18 protein-coding genes are annotated in these 21,518 nt (G+C 32.5%); 3 read left to right on the forward strand and 15 right to left on the reverse strand.

Annotation, left to right across the window (positions count from 1 at the left end):
* Positions 1-66: 66 nt before the first annotated feature.
* The gene (locus tag EQM05_RS08230; RefSeq protein ID WP_128749591.1) at positions 67-2,094 is read right to left on the reverse strand and encodes a urocanate hydratase; all 2,028 of its coding nucleotides are present in this window, start codon (positions 2,092-2,094) and stop codon (positions 67-69) included.
* 127 nt (positions 2,095-2,221) lie between these two features.
* Positions 2,222-3,622 (reverse strand): glycosyltransferase family 2 protein, encoded by a 1,401-nt coding sequence (locus EQM05_RS08235; protein WP_128749592.1) that lies wholly within the window; start codon positions 3,620-3,622, stop codon positions 2,222-2,224.
* Between the two features lie 554 nt (positions 3,623-4,176).
* On the opposite strand from EQM05_RS08235, the gene yedF reads away from it, so the two are divergent.
* Complete coding sequence (yedF, locus tag EQM05_RS08240) at positions 4,177-4,761, forward strand: sulfurtransferase-like selenium metabolism protein YedF (protein WP_128749593.1); 585 nt, start codon at positions 4,177-4,179, stop codon at positions 4,759-4,761.
* On the opposite strand, the gene EQM05_RS08245 is transcribed toward yedF, so the two are convergent.
* Both EQM05_RS08245 and EQM05_RS08250 read right to left on the reverse strand, forming a co-directional pair.
* Positions 4,756-5,589 carry a carbon-nitrogen hydrolase family protein gene (locus EQM05_RS08245; protein WP_128749594.1) on the reverse strand — a complete coding sequence of 278 codons (834 nt, stop codon included), beginning with the start codon at positions 5,587-5,589 and terminating at the stop codon, positions 4,756-4,758. The two genes, yedF and EQM05_RS08245, sit on opposite strands and share 6 nt — an antisense overlap.
* A 24-nt stretch (positions 5,590-5,613) precedes the next feature.
* On the reverse strand, positions 5,614-6,486 hold the full coding sequence (locus EQM05_RS08250; protein ID WP_128749595.1) for a hypothetical protein: 873 nt from the start codon (positions 6,484-6,486) through the stop codon (positions 5,614-5,616).
* A 160-nt stretch (positions 6,487-6,646) separates the two neighbouring features.
* Here EQM05_RS08250 and EQM05_RS08255 point away from each other — a divergent pair, with 160 nt between their 5' ends.
* Complete coding sequence (locus EQM05_RS08255) at positions 6,647-7,435, forward strand: class I SAM-dependent methyltransferase (RefSeq protein WP_128749596.1); 789 nt, start codon at positions 6,647-6,649, stop codon at positions 7,433-7,435.
* Positions 7,436-7,520: 85 nt separating this feature from the next.
* On the opposite strand, the gene EQM05_RS08260 is transcribed toward EQM05_RS08255, so the two are convergent.
* From EQM05_RS08260 to EQM05_RS08270, 3 genes are all read right to left on the reverse strand, one after another.
* On the reverse strand, positions 7,521-8,546 hold the full coding sequence (locus EQM05_RS08260) for a methyl-accepting chemotaxis protein (protein WP_128749597.1): 1,026 nt from the start codon (positions 8,544-8,546) through the stop codon (positions 7,521-7,523).
* Between the two features lie 140 nt (positions 8,547-8,686).
* The gene (locus tag EQM05_RS08265) at positions 8,687-9,058 is read right to left on the reverse strand and encodes a DUF3232 domain-containing protein (RefSeq protein WP_128749598.1); all 372 of its coding nucleotides are present in this window, start codon (positions 9,056-9,058) and stop codon (positions 8,687-8,689) included.
* Between the two features lie 149 nt (positions 9,059-9,207).
* Positions 9,208-12,969 (reverse strand): phosphoribosylformylglycinamidine synthase, encoded by a 3,762-nt coding sequence (locus EQM05_RS08270; RefSeq protein ID WP_128749599.1) that lies wholly within the window; start codon positions 12,967-12,969, stop codon positions 9,208-9,210.
* Between the two features lie 315 nt (positions 12,970-13,284).
* Here EQM05_RS08270 and EQM05_RS08275 point away from each other — a divergent pair, with 315 nt between their 5' ends.
* Entirely contained in the window at positions 13,285-13,425 is a 141-nt protein-coding gene (locus tag EQM05_RS08275; RefSeq protein WP_164917240.1) for a hypothetical protein, read from the forward strand.
* A gap of 243 nt (positions 13,426-13,668) precedes the next feature.
* Here EQM05_RS08275 and ord read toward each other — a convergent pair whose 3' ends face one another.
* The 8 genes from ord to ortA form a co-directional block, all read right to left on the reverse strand.
* Positions 13,669-14,718 (reverse strand): 2,4-diaminopentanoate dehydrogenase, encoded by a 1,050-nt coding sequence (gene ord, locus EQM05_RS08280; RefSeq protein WP_128749601.1) that lies wholly within the window; start codon positions 14,716-14,718, stop codon positions 13,669-13,671.
* A gap of 22 nt (positions 14,719-14,740) precedes the next feature.
* A complete protein-coding gene (orr, locus tag EQM05_RS08285) occupies positions 14,741-15,805 on the reverse strand; it encodes an ornithine racemase Orr (protein WP_128749602.1) in 1,065 nt (354 codons plus the stop codon).
* Between the two features lie 27 nt (positions 15,806-15,832).
* Positions 15,833-17,176, reverse strand: a complete 1,344-nt coding sequence (locus tag EQM05_RS08290; protein ID WP_128749603.1) for a GlmL-related ornithine degradation protein — start codon at positions 17,174-17,176, stop codon at positions 15,833-15,835.
* 31 nt (positions 17,177-17,207) lie between these two features.
* Positions 17,208-17,648, reverse strand: a complete 441-nt coding sequence (locus EQM05_RS16380; RefSeq protein WP_347560218.1) for a cobalamin-dependent protein — start codon at positions 17,646-17,648, stop codon at positions 17,208-17,210.
* 114 nt (positions 17,649-17,762) lie between these two features.
* The gene (gene oraE, locus EQM05_RS08295; RefSeq protein ID WP_347560219.1) at positions 17,763-19,391 is read right to left on the reverse strand and encodes a D-ornithine 4,5-aminomutase subunit OraE; all 1,629 of its coding nucleotides are present in this window, start codon (positions 19,389-19,391) and stop codon (positions 17,763-17,765) included.
* Between the two features lie 34 nt (positions 19,392-19,425).
* The gene (locus tag EQM05_RS08300; protein ID WP_128749604.1) at positions 19,426-19,791 is read right to left on the reverse strand and encodes an ornithine aminomutase subunit alpha; all 366 of its coding nucleotides are present in this window, start codon (positions 19,789-19,791) and stop codon (positions 19,426-19,428) included.
* 9 nt (positions 19,792-19,800) lie between these two features.
* A complete protein-coding gene (gene ortB, locus EQM05_RS08305; protein WP_128749605.1) occupies positions 19,801-21,213 on the reverse strand; it encodes a 2-amino-4-oxopentanoate thiolase subunit OrtB in 1,413 nt (470 codons plus the stop codon).
* Positions 21,214-21,225: 12 nt separating this feature from the next.
* Positions 21,226-21,516, reverse strand: a complete 291-nt coding sequence (gene ortA / locus EQM05_RS08310) for a 2-amino-4-oxopentanoate thiolase subunit OrtA (protein ID WP_128749606.1) — start codon at positions 21,514-21,516, stop codon at positions 21,226-21,228.
* Positions 21,517-21,518 lie beyond the last annotated feature (2 nt).

Genomic DNA, 21,518 nt, shown 5'->3' on the forward strand with positions numbered 1-21,518 from the left:
ATCACCATTTTATATATATTAAATTAAATGGACTGTATTATATAATTTTAATACAGTCCAGTGCGTCTATTTAGAAAACGCTCCATCTACAATATTATTTATTAAGTCATCATTTGTCAAGTAAGGTATGGTAATCTGCTGGAATCCCTTGTTATTTTTATTAAATTCAACACTTGTTGATATGGAGTTTGCATTTCTTGCCCATGCACGCCTTGCCACTCCTCCCATTACATCCCAGCTTATAGCTGAATCTATAATATTGTCTACTCTTTCACTTCCGTCTAATACAAGACCAAATCCTCCATTTACGGCTTTACCTATGCCTACACCTCCGCCATTATGAAGAGTTACTAAACTCATCCCTCTTGCAGCATTACCTGCATAGCATTGCACTGACATGTCAGCCATTATATTACTTCCATCTTTAATATTGGCAGTTTCTCTGAAAGGAGAATCAGTTCCGCTTACATCGTGATGGTCTCTTCCAATCATTACTGGTCCAATCTCTTTGTTTCGAACCATTTCATTGAATTTTTTAGCTATTTTTATTCTCCCTCCAGCATCCTGATAAAGTATTCTGGCTTCAGTTCCAACAACAAGTTTATTTTTTTCTGCATCTCTTATCCATACATAATTATCCCTATCCTGTGGTCTTCTGTCAGGGTCTATGCAGCTCATTGCAGCATGATCAGTTTTTATCAGATCTTCATGATTCCTTGATAAACATACCCATCTAAAAGGCCCATAACCAAAATCAAATAATTCCGGACCCATTATGTCCTCTACATAAGAAGGGAAAATAAATCCATCTTTATCATCTATACCATTCTTGGAGATTTCAGTAACTCCTGCATCATATACAGCTTTCATAAATGAGTTTCCATAATCGAAGAAATAAGTTCCTCTTTCAACAAGTGTTTTAATTAATTCAAAATGACGTCTTAGACTTTTATTCACTAATTTTTTGAACTCATCTCTATTATTTCTAAGCATTTCAGTTCTTTTTTCAAAGGTAATTCCCTGAGGACAATATCCCCCCTCATAGGCTGCATGGCAGGATGTCTGGTCCGAAAGCAGTTCAATATTAATATTTTCTTTTACGGCATATTCTAATAAGTCAACTATATTACCATGATATGCAATAGATATTGGTTCTTTATTGTTTATATATTTTTTTGCAATATTGAAAACTTCATTCAAATCAGATGAAACCGTTGTCACCCAACCCTGATCTAATCTTGTTTTAATTCTTGAGTAATCAACCTCAGCAATTATTCCTACTCCTCCAGCTATTTCTATTGCCTTTGGCTGAGCACCACTCATGCCTCCAAGTCCTGAAGAAACAAATATATGTCCTCTTAAATCATCATTTCCTTTAAGGCCTAATTTTAATCTGCCTGCATTTAGCAATGTGTTAAATGTGCCATGAACAATTCCCTGTGGACCAATATACATCCAGCCTCCTGCTGTCATCTGTCCATAGTTTGCAACACCCATTTGTGTAGCATAATGCCAGTCATTAGGATTATCAAATTCACCCACCATTAAACCATTTGTGATTATTACTCTTGGGGCTGTAGGTTTAGATTTAAATAACCCAAGGGGGTGGCCGGATTCAACTACTAAAGTTTGATTTTCAGTTAATACTTCTAAATACTTTTTTATTAATCTATATTGCATCCAGTTTTGACATACCTGCCCTGTTTCACCGTATGTAACCAATTCATAAGGGTAAAGAGCTACGTCAAAATCTAAATTATTGTCTATCATCACTTGAAATGCTTTTCCTTCAATGCAATTTCCTTTATACTCATTAATAGGCTTTCCATATATTCTGCCTTCCGGTCTAAATCTGTATCCATATATTCTTCCACGTGTCATAAGCTCTTTTAAAAATTCAGGTGCTAGTGTATTATGATATTTCTCAGGAATGTATCTAAGAGCATTTTTTAAAGCAACTTTTGTCTGAGCAGCTGTAAGGCTGAATCCTCTATCAGGAGCTCTTCTAATACCAGGCTGAAAACTCGGAATTTCAGGAAGCTCTTCATCAAGCTTAATTTCCATTGCTTCTGAAGTATTTAGAACATTTATCATTTTATCATCCCCCAATACTAAGTTATTATATTTGTTTTATTTAATATCTAAGTATATTATATCATAAATATTAGAAAATTTTTAATAATTAGATATATATAAAAAAAAACACCTTGCGGCATTTTTTTTATTCAACATCCTGAATACTTATTTGTCTTATATGTTTTGTGTGACTCCATTCCTTATTATCCTTATCTATAATGCCCTGTATTGTTATTGGTATCCAGGTTAATGTATATACACCATATAACATATACCAGATAAATATCTTAAGTGAATATTTTCTATCAGCTATAGCAAGAACTACTACAAATAAACTGAAATATACTATATGTGCTAATGTAAGCTGATATAATTTCATGTTATCTCCAAATATAAACCCAAAAATTATTATATTTAAAGAATACAAGCTAAATGTAAAAAATAATTTTTTAGATAATTTATTTTCCAAAAGCATTACTAAAGGAGTAAATATGAATTGAAACACACTAAATAATTTCCATACTATTGGTGTAAATAAATAATTTATAACAAAAATACTTAAGCCATTTGCACTGTTATTCTGAACTAATGTAAGCACTGCTGATACACCTATTAAAAGAGTTACAAAGGGCTGTACTGTATATAATGCACAGTCAAAGGCTTTGAAATCTCTCTGTTTTATTGCCTTTTTCATAAGCTTTGTAAAAAACCTTGAGGAAACATCCGCAAATCCCTGCATCCATCTTTTCCTCTGACACCAGGACTGCTTTAATGTAAGAGGCTTTTCATCGTACACAACTGCATTATGTGCCCAGCCTACCTTCTCTCCATTAAGCACAAGTTTACATGTGAATTCAAGGTCTTCAGTTAAGCAGGTAGCTCCCCATCCTAATTTTTTTAATATCTCTGTATCCACACAAAATCCTGTTCCGCCAATCTGATTTGATAATCCAAGGTTTGATCTTGCAAGCTGAAATAATCTGTTAGCAGACCAGAATGAAATAGAATAAGATTCTGTTATCCATGAGTCATCAGGGTTTTTGCTGTCAATATAGCCTTGAACTACTTTATAACCATTCATCAGCTTATAATTCATTTCCTTTAAGAAGTTCTTTGAAACTAAATTATCTGCGTCAAAAATAGCTACAGAGTCATATTTTACATCCATTTCAAAAATCTTTTTAAACATCCAGTCAAGTGCAAAGCCCTTACCTCTTTTGTTCAGAACTTTCCTCTCAAATACATTTACATTATATCTTCTGGCTATTTCAGCGGTTTTATCATTACAATTATCTGCTATTACAAAAATATCGTACAATTCTTTAGGGTAATCCAGTTCAAGCAGACTTTCAATAATTTTGTCTATAACAGCTTCTTCATTATGTGCTGCAACTAATAATGCAAACTTTTTATTTGGAGCACATTTTTCTGCTCCATTATCCTTTTTTTTATAAAAACCGAAAAATGATAGAAAAAGATAATATAAAGTTATTAAAAATACTGATATTTGGAAAAGTGCAGTAATGTTAAATACAAATTTATTCATACAAATTATCCTTCCTTTGTTTCTACGTTGGTAAAGCTCAAAGTACATAATAACATAAATTTAAGGGCATGAAGCTAATTTCACAAAATTATGACAATTTATTTTATTAATAAATGCAATTTTATATGCAATTAAAACAATGTGTTGATTTAATATTATAAATGATATATACTATATGTATTAAATATATAGTATATATAACATAATTGTTATTGTTACATATATCTTTATCTACAAATTTAATATTAGTATTTGTATTTCTATGAATTTGATACTATTTAATATTTTACTATAATCTTATTAACTTAATATTAACATTACATTAAGATTTAATTATTTATTTAGCTATCTATACTTCCATAATATAATGTATCAATCCTTTAACCCCTAAAATCTGCAGTTTGTATACTGCAGATTTTATTTTTTAAATAAAATATATCATATTGATATAACTATTATTTATAATTGAACAGTCATCTATAAATTATAAATATAATTAACTCATTTTCATTATGTTATAATCAATTTGTATTAAAAGTCAGGGGTGATATCATATGAAAAATATAATAGACTGCAAGGGATTGGAATGCCCTCAGCCTGTAATAAATACCAAAAAATACTTTGATTCTATATATGAAGGATCTGCAACTGTTATAGTGGATAATGAAACTGCAAAGAATAATGTTATGAAATTTGCAGGCAGCAATGGATATCATACAGAAGTTAAAGATGAAAATAATTTGCATTATATAGAAATTACAAAAACAAAATCAGAAGTGCATGAGGACAAAAGTTCAAAAGAAAATGATTTATGCATAGTAATAAGCTCATCTTTTTTAGGCTCTGGTGATGATAAACTAGGTGCAGTATTAATGAAAAGTTATATGTATGCCCTTTCTGAAAGTGATAATCTGCCAGAGTCCTTAATTTTTATTAATGGCGGCGTAAAGTTAACTGTAAAGGACTCTGACTGCCTTAGCAGCATTAAAAAGATACAGGAAAAGGGAGTTAATATTTTAAGCTGCGGGACATGCCTGGATTTTTATAATTTAAAGGAAAAGCTGGCAGTGGGTGAAATAAGCAATATGTACACTATTGTTGAAAAAATGAATAAAGCATCAAATACAATAAAACTATAAATCTTTTTTTATGCTGCTTAATACAGGAAGCTGCTGCCTGACGGAATCTATTTCATCTAAATCCAATTGAACCATTAAAATATCCTCATCATTATTTGGAATTTGTTCTATAATGTTTCCCCATGGATTAACTGCTAAAGAATGTCCATAGGTCGTATATTTTATTAAATCTGGATTTCTGGCAGAGCAGCAGCCAATGGTAAATATCTGGTTATCAACTGCCCTGCTTCTAAATAGCAGATCCCAATGATCTTTGCCAGTTAAAGGATTAAAAACTGCAGGTACAAACACTATTTTTGCATCATGTAAGGCCAATTCTCTTATAAGTTCATTAAATCTGATATCAAAACATATAACTGTACCCATCTTTCCCCATTTAGTGTCAAAGGTAACTGCTTTATCTCCACATGCAAATGTATCAGATTCTTTAAAGCTTACCTTATTTTTTATATTAATATTAAAAAGATGAATTTTTCTGTATTTGCCAATCATGACACCAGAATCATTAAGTGCATAACTTGTATTGTATAAATTACCATTATGCATCTCAGGTATGCTTCCGCATATAATATATACTTTTAGTTCTCTGGCTAAATTAGTAAGAAGTTTTAAACTTTCTGAAGTATCTTCTATATTATTTTCATCAATTTCTTCACTGAAATCCCTAAAATATTTTTTAGAATATGGACAAACAAACATTTCAGGCAGTACTAGTATCTCACCACCTTCCTTTGCTGCTTTTTTTATCAACTCTGCTGCATGTGAAAGATTAGCCTTTTTACTGATTCCTACAGCCATCTGGATTATCCCTACTTTTATTTTATTCATATTTTTCACCTCTCTATTTTATTTTTAAATATATATGGCAATGGGCAGTATTTCTATAACTTTTTTTATTTGTGTGTCTGCAGTTGAATCTTTAAAAGCATTAGAAGTGTGTTCTTTTAAATATTTATCTTCTAATTTGGATAAGACTTTTTTATCTATATAATCAATGCTGTTACCTGTTTGAAGGATACTGCAGCTTAAATCTGGATTTTTATCTGTAATTTTTATAACTTTACCTAAAGTTGTAACTTTACAATCTGTTAAATAATCAATTTTATCTGTAAGATTTGATATATCAAGGGGCAGAATAAATTGATTTTTCTGCCATGGTGTTTTTGCAATATATTTTACACAGTTTGAACACTGATAGGTATTTAAAGTATTTTTCAGCATTTCTAAAATATACTTGGTTGAATTTTTCTCTTCTTCAATATTATTAATGTTATCCAGTAAAGGTAAAAATGCTAAGCTGTTTTCCATGGAAAATATTAAATTTCCTAGTGATTTAATTATAGGAAGAGGTTCAAGGATACTGTCAAACTCTATATAGTCATTAACTTTTATATCTTCAATTGTATTTGAAGATAATACTTTTAGCAAATTATTGTCACTTAATATTTTTTTTAAATTTAAAAAAATCAAAATTATCAACGATAGCCTCTCGTCAGAGATCTGTTTTGATGACTCATTCAATAACTGAATATTAAGATCACCTTGCATACAGCGCCCATTTTTGTCAAATAAAAGCTCATTAATTGGAGTGGTAAAGTTTAAAGTAAACTGGCTTTTTGAAGTTTCTGTTTTTGTTTGGGAATATTCCTGAACTAAAACGGTAAATAAATTATTTGTCATATTACTATTTAAATATAACGGTATAGCAGCCTTATTTGATTCCATAATAATTCTCCAAAAACACTATTTCAATATATAGTTTATTATTAAAATAGAATTTTGTCACAAATCAATAAGCATTAAATTATTTTAAAATTTTATAGCACTTTCTTAAAATAAAGTATATACTATTATTATTTTCAATACTAAGGAGGATTTAGTGGCTATGCAGGAGGAACACACTAAAATTAATGAAATTGCATGGAATCAATTGGCATATGAAGCATGGATAAATAGATTCGGTGAGCCATATGAAGCAGCATTAAAAGTAAAAGAAAATCCATTAAAAAGACTTGGATCATTAGATAAATATTTTACAAATGTAAAGGGTAAAAAAATCTGTAATTTATTAGGATCAAATGGAGTAAAGGCAGTTGCATTGTCATTACTAGGAGCACAGGTTACAGTTGTAGATTTTTCCTATGATAATTACAGATATGCTGAAAATTTGGCAAGGGAAGCTAATGTGAATGTACAGTACATTGTTTCAGATGTATTAAAATTACCCCTTGATAAATTGTCAGAACAATACGATATAGTTTTCTGCGAACTTGGAATACTTCATTACTTTACAGATCTAAATCCATTTTTTAGAATTGCATATAAGTTACTTAAATCTAATGGAATATTTTTAATTGAAGACTTTCATCCTGTTTCAACAAAATTAATAACTACAAAAGGAAAAAGGCATAAAATTAATGGTGACTACTTTAGCAGCGATATTGTAGAAACTGAAGTTGCCTATATGAAATATGTTCCAGGAATTGAAAGCCTGACAGAAGAAGAAAAAAAAGCCATTCCAAAAGCTTACCTAAGAAAATGGACATTAGGTGAAATAGTAACCTCCATTGCAGATGAAGGGTTTTGTATAAAGGTATTAGAAGAAAGTGAAAGCCCTAAACCTGAAGATAAAGGTATTCCAAAGTTATTTACCATTAAGGCAATAAAAATTTGAATAGAATGTATTTCCAGGGAAATTATAACATATCATTTTCATAGTTAAAAGCTCTCTTTAGATAAAACTAAAAAGAGCTTTTAAATTAAAGTTCTAAAATACTAACTTCCTTATTTAATTCATTAGATGTGCCTTTAACTGCTGAGGCTAAATTTGATACTTCTTCTGCTGACGATAGCATTTCTTCAGATGAAGCTGATATCTCCTGTGATGAAGCAGATACCTGCTCTGCAACTGCTGATACGTTTTGAACTTTATTTAAAACTACATTCTTTGCATCAATAGCATTTTTTAAAGAATTATGTGTATCTTCTATTACAGCAGGTATGGATTTAACAGAAGCTTTAATGTCTTCAAATGATATTGTAGTATCATTTGCTGAGTTTGCCTGATTTTCTATAAGATCATTTAAATTATTTGAATTTATCATTACTTCTTCAGTTTCTTTTGTAACTGATTTCACTAAGCCTATAATTTCAGTTGATGAATTTTTAGACTGCTCTGCTAATTTTCTTATTTCTTCAGCTACAACTGCAAAGCCCCTTCCCTGATCTCCTGCTCTTGCAGCTTCAATAGCAGCATTTAAAGCCAATAAATTAGTCTGTTCTGAAATACTGTTAATTATATCTGTGATGTGTCCTATTTTGGAAACTGATTCAGATAATCCTTTAAATTTTTCCATAACAGTATCAAAGGATCCTTTTACATCAACAATAGATTGAATTAATTCATTTATAATATTAGTGCCATTTGTGGCTATGGTTTCGGTTTCAAGGCTTTTATCCTTTACTGCATTCAGCTTATTATTCACTTCATTAATTTCATTAGATAAATTAGAAAGCAGATTCACTGCATCCATTAATTCGTTGGCCTGTTCAGTTGCCCCCTTAGCAACTTCCTGAACTGCACTAGCCACTTCATTAGCTGCGGTAACCATTTGTTTTGATGTTGAATTTAATGTTACTGATGCATCATCTATTTTTTGTGAAGTACTTTTCACAGCTGTTATGGAATTTCTAACGCTTTCCATTTTGCTGTCTGCTTTTTTTGAATCAGCCATTGTTTCAGCTTTTCCTTTTGATCTTACCTTAAAAAAAGAAATAAATTTCATTATCAATTCCTCCAATAATATAATGTCTTATTTTTATTATCGGAATGTTAATAAAAAATTTAACCTATTTTAATATATTATTAATTATTTTTAATAAAAAACTGCACAATTAATATTAATGCCATAGCCGTAAAAAAATATTAAGTTGTTTTCTCCATTGACATTTCTTTGATTACCATGTTGGTAAACTTAAGTAAATCTGAATCACTATCCTCATTTCCGTCAAATATGAGGGGTAAATCGTATTGCCTGCATATTCTGTTAACTGCTTTTACTGTATCTCTTAAATCAATATCTGATTCTTTTAATTGCTTGTCTAGTTTTTTTATATATTCCATATATCCATTAGTTTCTCTTGTGTATTTTTCAACAAGTAAAGCAGCTTCCAGAGTGATCTTTCTGCTTGCGTATTCCCCACAGCATGTAATCAGGTCTTCAATTAATTCCATGCAATCTATATCCTGAGAATTGGAAATGGTCCTTAAAAAGCAAACTGCTTTCTCTCTAATCATGCAAATGCCTCCAATTGATTATAGATATTTACTTTTTATATAATCTATTAAAATAATTATAACAATATGCTATTTTTTATATTACCTTTTTTAAAATAAAAGAGAAAAAGCAGTAAACTTAACTTTAAAAGAGTTTACTGCCGCATTAGTTATTTAAAGTATTCAACTCCTGACTGGAATATTTTCTGATCTTTATTGCCAGGTATATTCCTGCATATATCTATGCCCATTCTCTCACTGTGAGCCATTTTGCCAAATATTCTCCCATCTGGGCTTGTAATGCCTTCTACAGCAAAGTATGAGCCATTTGGATTGTAATTAATATCATAAGTAGCATGGCCCCTAAAATCCACATATTGTGTTGCAATTTGTCCATTTTCTATAAGCTTTTTCATAAAATTCTGACTTGCCACAAACCTTCCCTCTCCATGTGAAACGGGTATAGTGTGAATGTCGCCAACATTTACTTTTGAAAGCCATGGGGAAAGCACTGAAGTAACCTTTGTATTTACCATAGTTGAAACATGTCTGCCAATTTTGTTATATGTTAAAGTTGGACTATCTTCATCAATATCTGTAATTTCGCCATAAGGAACAAGACCAAGTTTTATCAATGCCTGAAACCCATTGCATATTCCAAGTATTAAACCATCCCTGTTTTTTAGCAATTCCATTACGGCCTCTTTTATTTCAGAATTTCTAAATACATTAGCTATAAACTTTCCTGAACCATCAGGCTCATCTCCAGCACTAAAACCTCCAGGGATCATAATAATCTGACTCTTTTTTATTTCTTCAGCCATAGCTTTAATTGAATCTGATACATCCTGTGATGATAAGTTTCTAAAAATAAATGTATTTACTTCTGCACCTGCATTTATAAATGCTTTTTCTGAATCATATTCACAGTTGGTGCCTGGGAAAGCTGGTATAAATACTCTTGGTTTTGCTATTTTAATATATGGAGCTTTTTTGCTTCTATATTCAAATTTTATGTCTTCAATATCCATTGTTATCTTTTCAGATTCCGTTTTGAATATATCTTCTAAAGTATGGCTCCATGCATAATATGCATCATCTATAGAAATTTTTTCTTTTCCTATTTCTATAAAGGGCTCGGATTGTGTTGATCCAATTATTTTATAATTGATTTCTTTAAGTTCTTCAGCAATGTCTGTATCACTGTTAAATTCAAGAATAAATGCACCATATTCAGCATTAAACAAATCATCTTTTTTAATATTTTCTGTAAAATTGAAACCTATTTTATTGCCAAAGCACATTAATGTTATGGCATATAAAATTCCGTTATTTTTAATACTTTGTGCTGATATGACTTTTCCATCATTAATCAACTGTGAAACTTTATCAAGATTGGTCTTTAATGTGTTAAAATCCGGTAAATAATGTTCATCTATTTCTGCAGGTATATAAACTATTTTACTGCCTAATTTTTCAAATTCAGGTGAAATAGCTTTACTGCTGTTAACAATACCTACTGAGAAGGACACTAATGATGGTGGCACATCTAAATCGTTAAAACTGCCAGACATACTGTCTTTGCCGCCAATTGCAGCAATACCAAGTTCTCTTTGAACTTTATAAGCACCTAACAGTGCAGCAAATGGCTTTCCCCATGTTTCAGGCTCAGTTCCTAATTTTTCAAAGTATTCCTGAAGGGTAAGCTTTATATTTTTATAATTGCCTCCTGCAGCTACTATTTTGCACACTGATTCAATAACTGAATATACTGCTCCATGATAAGGACTTAATTCGCAGATATAAGGGTTAAATCCATAAGCCATTGCTGTTGCCGTAGTTGTATTACCGTGCCTTACAGGAAGCTTAGCTACCATTGCTTCAGAAGGTGTTCTCTGGTACTTTCCGCCATATGGCATAATCACCGTTCCTGCTCCAATAGTGCTGTCAAATCTTTCTACCAAGCCTTTTTCACTGCATCCATTAAGCTGAGACAATCTGTTAAACAGCTCATCCTTTATAGAGTCCGTATTTGTGCTGGCTTTAAAGAATCTGCCTATATTTGAAGGAGCCTTTACAAATACATCAGTTTTCTGCCTTACTCCATTTGTATTAAGAAAATCTCTGCTTATATCAACTATGGCAGTGCCATTCCAGTACATTTTAAGCCTTTTTTCTTTTGTAACCTGTGCAACTATTGTAGCCTCTAAATTTTCCAATGATGCAAAGTGTATAAATTCCTCTGCTTTATCTTTGGAAACAACTACAGCCATTCTTTCCTGAGATTCAGAAATTGCTAATTCAGTACCATCTAAACCTTCATATTTTTTTGGCACAACATCTAAATTTATTTTAAGGCCATCACTTAGTTCACCAATTGCCACGCTTACTCCGCCTGCACCAAAGTCATTGCATCGCTTTATAAGTTTGCTTACCTTTTCATTTCTAAATAATCTTTGAATTTTTCTTTCAGTTGGAGCATTACCCTTTTGTACTTCTGCCCCACAGCTTTCAAGAGAACATTCGGTATGCTTCTTTGATGATCCCGTTGCTCCCCCGCAGCCGTCTCTGCCTGTTCTTCCGCCAACAAGAATGATTATATCTCCTTCTACAGGTTCTTCACGGATAACATTCTTTTTAGGTGCGGCTCCAATTACTGCTCCTACTTCCATTCTTTTAGCTACATACCCGGGATGATATACCTCATGTACGCATCCTGTTGCAATTCCAATTTGATTTCCATATGAACTATAGCCTTGTGCAGCTCCTAAAGTGATTTTCTTTTGAGGAAGTTTTCCAGGTAATGTTTCATCTAAACTTACAGTTGGATCACCGCTGCCTGTAACTCTCATAGCCTGATAAACGTATGATCTGCCGGATAGGGGATCTCTTATAGCTCCACCAAGGCATGTAGCTGCTCCTCCAAAAGGCTCAATTTCTGTAGGATGATTATGAGTTTCATTTTTGAACATTACAAGCCACTTTTCTTTTTTACCATCAATTTCAGCTTCAACTTCAATACTGCAGGCATTGATTTCTTCTGATTCTTCTAAATCATCCAGAAGCCCTTTTTTTCTTAATTCTTTCATGCAGATTACTGCTAAATCCATAAGGCATTTTGGTTTATTTTTATCACCATAAACATAATCCCGACTGTTAATATATTCCTTATAAGTGTTCTTAATTGGTGCAGTTAAATCATCATCACTAAATTCAACATTATCTATTTCTGTCATAAAAGTAGTGTGTCTGCAGTGATCCGACCAATAGGTATCTATAACCTTTATTTCTGTAATTGTAGGATTCCTTTTTTCTGATTTAAAGTAGCTTTGTACAAACTTTAAGTCGCTAAAACTCATGGCTAGATTTTTATCTTTGTAAAAGTCATTTAATTCATCTTCATTAAGTGAAATGAAATTTTCTATGGTTTCAACGGTTTCTGGTACATTAACTAAGTTTTCTATTTTATCAGGTTTAACTAATGAAGCTTCTCTTGAATCAACAGGATTTATGCAATATTGTCTTATTTTATTAAATTCCTCATCATTTATATTTCCTGTAATAATAAATACTTTGGCATATTTAACTAAAATATCTTCCTTCTTAGTAAGAATCTGAAGACACTGTGATGCAGAATCTGACCTTTGATCATATTGACCTGGTAAATATTCAGAGGCAAAAATTTTACTATTTTCAAAGGCTGGTAATTTTTCTTCATATATAAAATCTACATTTGGCTCAGAAAATATGGTTTTTTTAGAAATCTCATATTCCTCATCTGAAATACCTTGTATATCATATCTGTTAATAATCTTTACATCGTCTAAGTTTTCTAAATGCAGGCTTAATTTTAAATCCTGAAGTAATAAATGACTTTCCACAGCATATTCTGGCTTTTTCCTAACAAATATTCTATTTACTCTTTTTTTCATTTTTATCACTCCTTAAATACGAACAATAAGTTCAATAATCTATAATTTATTCGTTTCCTATTATAACATATTTCCCTAATTATTAATAGATACGAAATTAACTATTTTAAATATTAATGATAATGTTCGTATACAGTTGAAAGTTATAAATTTAAAGATTAAAGAACAAAGACTAAATAAGGTAGTTTTTCTTTGCAGAAAAACCAAAAACTCAATTGATTAAGTGAATCATAGGTTTTAATAACTAAAAGATGTGACTGCATGGAATGGATGTACCGTTTTAGAGGAGTAGCAACAAAGTATTTAAATAATTATTTGAGCTTATTCAAATTCTTAAAGAGTTCAAATTTTAATGATATCCCATTTGCAATAAATATATTTATAGAAGAAATAAGTAAAATTAGCATTGAAAATACATATATAAATATGAGAAATGCTGAAATATGTTTTGATTGACTTGTCCCTAACGGGAATTTGTTACTTTATCAACACTATTAAATAAAAGAGCCATATACTTATACTAAAGCAGGAAAGATTAAAGAACAAAATCTACATACTTTGTTCTTTGTTCTTTAATCTTTAGTTTTAAAAGGAGCCCTGCATCAGCAGTTTTAACTGCTGATGCAACAGCCCCAAATAAATTAGTTTTATGACGTAAGGAATAAAACCCACCTTAACTCTTAACTCATAACTTTTAACTTATAACTGAATAAGTTCTCTTACGTCTCCCAATATGGCACGGGGAATTGGCAGATCCAGCATAGTTTTTAAGCCAGGAGTAGAATTTATTACATGAGGAATCATGTTTACACATATTGCAACTGTAGCAATACCTCCAGGTATTTCAGGTTTTATCTGAACATTTAAATTTGGGCTGCCTTGGATATTAATATAATCGCCAGTGTCCACATTTTCCAAATCAGGCCTTATCTGTTGAGGATGTTTCATATCAACAAATAGTTTATCTTTCCAATAGCCATGTCCTGACTGTCTGCAGCCTGCTACCTGGCCAGGCTCCACAGATGCAATGCTGGTGGAACGCTGTGTTTTTGATATTATAGGCTCTTTCTCCTGAGTAACTTTATCAAATTTAATGTTAAATGCTTCCTCCATCATTCCAAAGGATTGAATAAATCCTACATGACCAGCTATGGTGTTATTATTGACTCCTTTTATAAAATCCTCCTTTTTTAAACCTATTCCCTGCTCCTCCATAACAGCTTTACCAAAGCATGATAAATCATTAACTCTTGATACCTTTATATTTTCTACAGAATCGCATACTCCAGTGAGCATTATAACAACATAATCCATAATGAATCCTGGATTAACCCCTGTACCTAATATAGATACATTATTTTCTTTTGCTATTTTGTCCATTTCCTCACTTAATTCTTTATCAAGGGCTTTTGGATAAGACATTTCTTCTGCTGTTGTAACCACATTCATACCAGCTTCAGCTGCTAATTTTATAAATGGAAACACAGACTTTGTAAATGAGGAGGTGGCTAATACAAAAACATCTGCAAAATTCTTTTTAAGTATTTTGTTATAATCTTTTGTTATAATAACATGATTTTCTTCATCTTCATGAATATTTAATACTTCACAAAGCTTTTTCCCGGCTTTGTTTGGATCCATATCTATGGCGCCAACAATTTGAAAGCCTTTTTTATTTAAGATCATCCTGGCAATCCCGCTTCCCATTGAACCTAAACCGCAAATTACTACTCTAACTTTATTATCCATATTTATTCCCCCAATTTCTTAATTAATTTACATAATATTTTTTAACATAAGGTGAAGTCATAGCTTTTAATAAACAACCATAATCCATTGTAAAGTCTATGATATCTCCAATTTTATAATCACAGCTGCAATCAGTGATATCAATAATAAGATGATCACTGCTTCCTCCAAAAATATTAATATTTTTATCCACTGGAAAAATCCCATCTATATTTATATCCTGCCTTCCAAGGGCTATAATTGCCCTTTTCCTAATGCCTTTATCTACATATTCAGGTGTCTCTCCAAAGGCATCCACGCCTATTTTACCTGTGGGTACAGTTGGCTTGTTTTTAATTTCTACAATTTCACCTCTTAAAAGAAAAGCATCATTAAAACAATCCGGGATAGGTTTCCCAAAGGCTGTTTCTCTTCCTAGAACTATACCTTCACCTATTCGAAGCTGATTTATTCCTTCTGGTATTGTCCCATTTAACACCATATAAAGACTGCTTGAATTACCACCTGAAATAATACTTAGTTTTTGATTAAACATCCTTTGAATTTCATTCTTTAAACTGACTAATTTCCCAAGATTGTTTTCATCAGGCAGAACTCCGCCATAACAGGTTAAATTAGTACCTATGCCCAGCAGCTTAATATTATGAAGTTTATTTATTTCTTTTACAGTACTAATAACATCTTCAACCAGTACCCCTTCTCTTAAGTCTCCAACATCTACCATAAGTATGATGCTGTGAACTTTATTCATTTTCATGGCAGCATTAGAAAGTTTTTTAATTGTATCCAGTTCAGAGTTCAAGCTTATATCACAATATTTCACAATATCATATACATCGCTTTCCATTGGAATTCTAAGCAAAATCTTTTTGCAGTGATAATCCTTTAGTCTTTTTATATTTTCAATTCTGGAATCTCCAATTGTATTTATTCCTCCTTCTATATAAGCATTTACAATTGGTCTTCTTGCGCAAAAAACTTTTGTAACACCTACAACCTGAATATTCTTAAGTTTACACAATGAAATAATAGTTTTCACATTATGCTTTATCTTCTTTAAATTTATTAATATACAAGGATATTGCACTTTAAGGATCCCCCTTTTTCTGCAATGCTATGTTTTAATACCAAATTTTTTTAAGCTAAGCTTTAGTAAATTCAGAGCTGCTGTTTTATTTTCCCTGCTAAGCACTCCTGCACAGGCCATTATATACATGGTATCTAAAAATACGGAAGCCTCTTTTCCAGGATACATAGTTATATCTTCATTTAAATATTTAATGTTTTCCAGAATTGCTTCTCCATGGGGAAGCCTGGTTAGTGCGCCTCCTGTTCCAACTATGTTCTTTACCTGTGATAAATCCTTTCCATAAGCAACAAACTCTTTTTCGCCTCCATATAGCCTTTTAATGCGGCCAACATGTCTGTTAACAGCAATATCAACGGCTTTCTTAGTTAAAATTAAACTGCTTTTGATTTCATAATTATCCCTTGGAATGGGTTTAATATTTTTTCTGATTTCTTCCTTAGTTAATCCATTTAGTTCTGAAGAATCAAGCTGGTCTATTATATTTTCACTATTAACATATATTCCTATATCACCCTCTACAGTTCTCTTGGCTTTTGGCTCAGGAGAAATGAGTATATCCAAAATTCTGCTGCTTCCTTCTGTTACTGAATGCACATCAGTGGTTGCCCCTCCTACATCAATAACCAAAATATCCCCAATAATATTGTACAAAAGCTTTGCACTTTCCATAACTGCTCCTGGAGTTGGCATAATTGGCCCATTTACCATTTTCTTTATTTTATTCATACCTGAAGCCTTAATTATATTCTTCTCAAATGCTGTCTGAATAACTTTTCTTGTTGGTTCAACATTTAATTCATCTATTTTAGGATAAACATTGTCTACTATATATAATTCTTCGTTATTAAAAATCTCCATAATTTCCTGCTGGTTTTCAACGTTGCCGCAATATACTACAGGAATGCCAAGCCTGGCATCATGAATTTTTTCTGCATTGTAAAGTGAAGTATCTCTCTCTCCGTAATCTGTGCCGCCAGCAATTATGATTAAGTTAGGATTTATTTCTTTGATTTTTTTTAAATCAGAATTTCTAATCCTTCCTGCTGTAATCATCTTAATGTTTCCGCCGGCACCTAAGGCTGCTTCTTTTGCAGCCTTAACTGTCATGTCTTCCATTAATCCATGTACAGTAATTTTCAGCCCTCCGGCAGCAGAACTGGTGGCAAGCATTTTCCCCCAGCTGATACTTTCACCAATTTGGCTTTCAATATCTGATATTGCATTTTTTAGTCCAATGGTTACATCGCCAGATGAAACAGTTGTGCAGCTTTTACCCTGTGCTATGATTCTGGTGTCATCTGCAGCATTAACGGCGGTAACTAAGGTAGTTGTGCTTCCTATTTCAGCAATAACATAATCTACATTCATAAAAATTACCTCCATGGAATTTAATATTTTACTAATCTTCAGGTTTGTCTTTTAGTTTTTTTATTATGAATGATGCCACATCACAGCCATGAGAGCCTCTGCCAAATCCTGCATCCATTCCACTTGCCTTGGCAATTTCATCAGTAACCTGAGTTCCTCCGCAAACTAAAATCAGTTTATCTCTTACACCTTTTTCTATACATAAATCATTAAGTCTTTTCATATTTTTGATATGGATATCATTATGACTAATAATAGTACTTGCCAATATTGCATCTGCTTTTGATTCTATTGCTGCATCAATGAGCTTTTCAACAGGACAGGATGTACCTAAATATATGCACTGGAATCCATATTTTTCTATTCCGCCATGCTTAATATCTATTATTTCTCTTAAACCCACAGAGTGTTCATCTTCTCCTAAAGTTGCAGCCACTACCTTAACAGGATTGCTTTTAACATATTGTCTCATTTCATCGTCATTTAATATAGATCTTCTTTTAGGAAGGACTAAACTGCTTTTGTCTATAGAGAAGTTTACTTTACCCTTTATTTCAATAAGAGTTGCTTCACTTTTCTGTAATATCTACTTATGAATAATTTCAACATCAGTTAAGTTCATCTTTTTACCTATTTCAAGAGCAGCAGCTTCACTAATCTGTTCATTTTCAGGTATGCACAGTGTTGCCTTAATATATCCATCCTTGCTCCATTGTACTTCAGGTACTATTTTTCCATCATCTTTTACCTTATCCATTCTCACATTAACATTATCTTCTTCATCTAATTCATCAATATATTTAATTTTGCTATGATCACATAGTGTACACTTATTAATAGCATCGCAGGGCTTTTTATATTCAGCTGGTACATTGTTGTATCCAAAGTGGGCACAGACAGGTGCAAAGTAGTCTTTGTCTCTTTGTACAACTGTATTTTCGCCAACTCCGCCATGTATTTTTCTTACAATTCCATCTTCATTTCTTTCAGGGTATTCACCTGAATCAACAAAGAATCCATTTTCTACAGCTTTAAAATATCCACCAACTTCAATTATTTCTTCCATAAATAAAACTGCTCTTTCTTTTAATTCCCTTACTTTTTCAGGAAGGAAGCCTTCCTTTTTTAACTCTACTAAATCTTTTAATCCATCCAGTCCTATAAGTGCCTGCTTTGCAGTATTTACTGCATTAATATTATTGTAATGCCATGGCACATTTCTTCCTTCATCAGGGGTAATAGTACTTTGGATGTCAGCACTTGTTAGTGCGGATATAAATAAATTTAAAGTATGGCTCACTGTAGCTTCCCTTTCACAGGACTCAATATATTTTGTATTCATTTGAGCTCTCATTTTATAGCCTTTAAATAGCTCTCTCAAGGCTACTGCATATGGTAAATCTATTTTCATGCAGGGTGCAGGAGATGCTGTTGGAGGAACAGTGGATAATGCAATATTTTCTTTTTTCATGCCCACCATTTCTGAAAACTTACAGTTTATTGCGTGCTGAACCATAAGTTCAGGCATTACTTTATATCCTTTCATAGCAGTTGCATTGGCATTATGAGCTCCATCTATCTGAAGCATATCAGCCCAGCACATTATTTTTTTAGCTACAGCTGCATCAACAAAAGATCTTACCATATTAATATTTCTGTAGAGAACATTATATTGAGGATCCTGGTGAGCTCCATTTACTCCTTCTTCAGCAAACATTACTGCTATGTCAGGGCCGGCAACTCCGGACACATATGAATGAAAGTTAATTGGACGGCCAACCTCCTCCTCTATAATATCCAAGGCCTTACGTGTAGCTCTTATCTGCTTTCTTGAAATAGGAACTCCTCCTACTCCCTCAGGAGTGCCTTCAATTAAGCCGTCAAAATGACTTTGCCCAGCGGTTCTTATTACCATTATGTGATCAGCACCATGCCATGCTGCCATTCTCATTCTTCTAATATCATCTTCAAATCTTCCAGATGCAATTTCTGTTGTTATAACCGGCATAGGCTGCGGGTCAATGCCGTTAAAACTCCTGGCAGCAGGTAAAGGCTGACTTTTCTTTAATGATTTGGAAATACTGCTATAAGTAAATTCACCTACAACACCACTGCTGTGTTTTTCTCTCCAGTGCCATCCACGTCTTTTAGGCTCATATTTATCTAAATCCTTTAGTATAGCTTTAATATCAAGCTTTTCATTTTCATCTATCATTTTATGCCCCCCTATCCTTTCATGATTAATTCAATCAATCTATTTTCTGAGCAAATTTTTCTGCTAACTCATTCCATCCAATACCACCTGCAAGCTGTGCTCCTGCTTTAAGATAATCAATATTTTTTATTTTAGAATAGGTTAATACCGCATTGCCCATACCTTTACCAAGCAGATTCCACTTAACACCATTTTTTACTATGTCTCCTGCCTCTAAACTGGAGAAACCCATTCTAAGTAATACTGATCTTTCTATAGAAGGAGATGTATTATTGTAGGCCAGATCCACCATAGGCTTAACAATTTGTTCAGCCAGGCACCAGAATCTATCATATAGTTCTTTATCACTTAAATCTTTTAAGTGTTCTCTTCTCTTTTCAAAATCATCTTCTCTTTTCAAATAAATCACCTACCTTACATCAAAATTATTTTCTTTTAATATTTTCATGACTTCATCTGTAGTAAGTCTTGTTTCTTTACAAAGAAAATCTAAATCAGTCTGTTCTATATAGTCACCCTTAACTTTTTTTAATGAATTATAAATATATGATTTTCTATATTCATTTAAATCTCTATTATTTACAGAAAGCTTTGATGGACTTTCTGGAAGTATTATGGTTTTACCTGGTATTTCATTAATTGGATCTCCAACTTCAATTTTAATTCCATTTTGCTTTGCAAAGTTCAGCTGAGGTATTATATGTTTACCAGCTCCTGTATACTCAGTCTCCTGAACAACTAAAATATCATCATTGTTCATTTCCTGAGCTAATGAAAAGGCTGCTGCTAAAGATATATTTCCAGCAGGTCCTCTTTCAAGGCCTTCTATTTGAGCTAATAATTCAGTCATGTAAAAAACTTCTCCCTGTTGTACTGTAACGTACCTGTCCAGATATCTTAAAGGTCTTGCTGCACTTCTAGGTACATCTGATCTGTCAGGCCATGTCATAAATGGTATTCCAAAGCCTGTATGTCCTGTAGTAAACGATTTCTTATTAAAGTCTATATCAGAGGCCATATGAAGCCCAGTTAAATCTACAGATGCTCCAATTATTTTTGTATCCAATGCGCCTGCTTTTATAAGTCCTCTTGCAGTGCCTGTAACATTTCCGCCGCCTGCATGTGTTATTACAACTGCTGATGGATCTCTCCCAAATTCTTCCCTGCATTGAACAGCAATTTCATATCCTAATGTTTCTATACCTGCAACTCCATAAGTTGAATACAGAGAAGCATTATAGTATGATGTATCTTCTAAAACCTTTAAAAATGTGTAAAAAAGTTCCGGACCCACAGTTAATCTTAGTACTTCTGCACCAAAGCCCTCGCATTTTCTTCCTTTTTCTAATATTTCAGGCTGTCCTATTTTGTTTGAATCATAGCATTCCTGAACAATTATACATTTTAAGGATCTCATAGCAGCCTGAGATGCCACTGCAGCTCCATAATTACCAGAAGTAGCAGATACAACTCCCTTATACCCTCGTTTTTTTGCATCATAAACCGATAGTGCAGCTCTTCTGTCTTTAAAACTGCCAGATGGATTACAACTTTCATCCTTTATAAATATTCGTGCTGCCTGCCCTGTCTTTGAAACTTTTCTAGCTAATTCAGTTATATTTTTAAGTTCCAGGAGAGGTGTATTCCCTACTCTGGCTTCAGTTTGAATTTCTATTACATCTTTAATACCATATCCTACATCTTTCATCATAGAATTATAATCAAAAGAAAGTTTTCCTGTTTCATATTTTGAATAGTCAATTCCAACTGATTTAAGCATTATTTCACTTTTTCTGCTCATTAATTCATCATACTTATTCATTGCTATGCCCCCTTATTTTTCTAGCATTTTTCTGGCTTGAATTCCTATATAAGCAGTTTCTTCCACGTAATCTCCAAAGCTGTGATAATATCCAGGATTAACACTTACCACTTTCCCATTTAATGTTCTGCCTGAATTAGTCTTTACATTTACAACCTGCCCCATATTGCAATCCTCCAGACAATTGCCTCTCACCCAGACTTTAAGGGGTGTTTTCTTTGTTGCCTCAGGTATATTCTGAGCCCTTTCATCAGGGGATAATACTGTTTCCTCAACTTCTACCCAGGTTTCTTTTTTAATCATAT

It is taken from the genome of Clostridium sp. JN-9 (assembly GCF_004103695.1).
Lineage (GTDB): Bacteria > Bacillota > Clostridia > Clostridiales > Clostridiaceae > JN-9.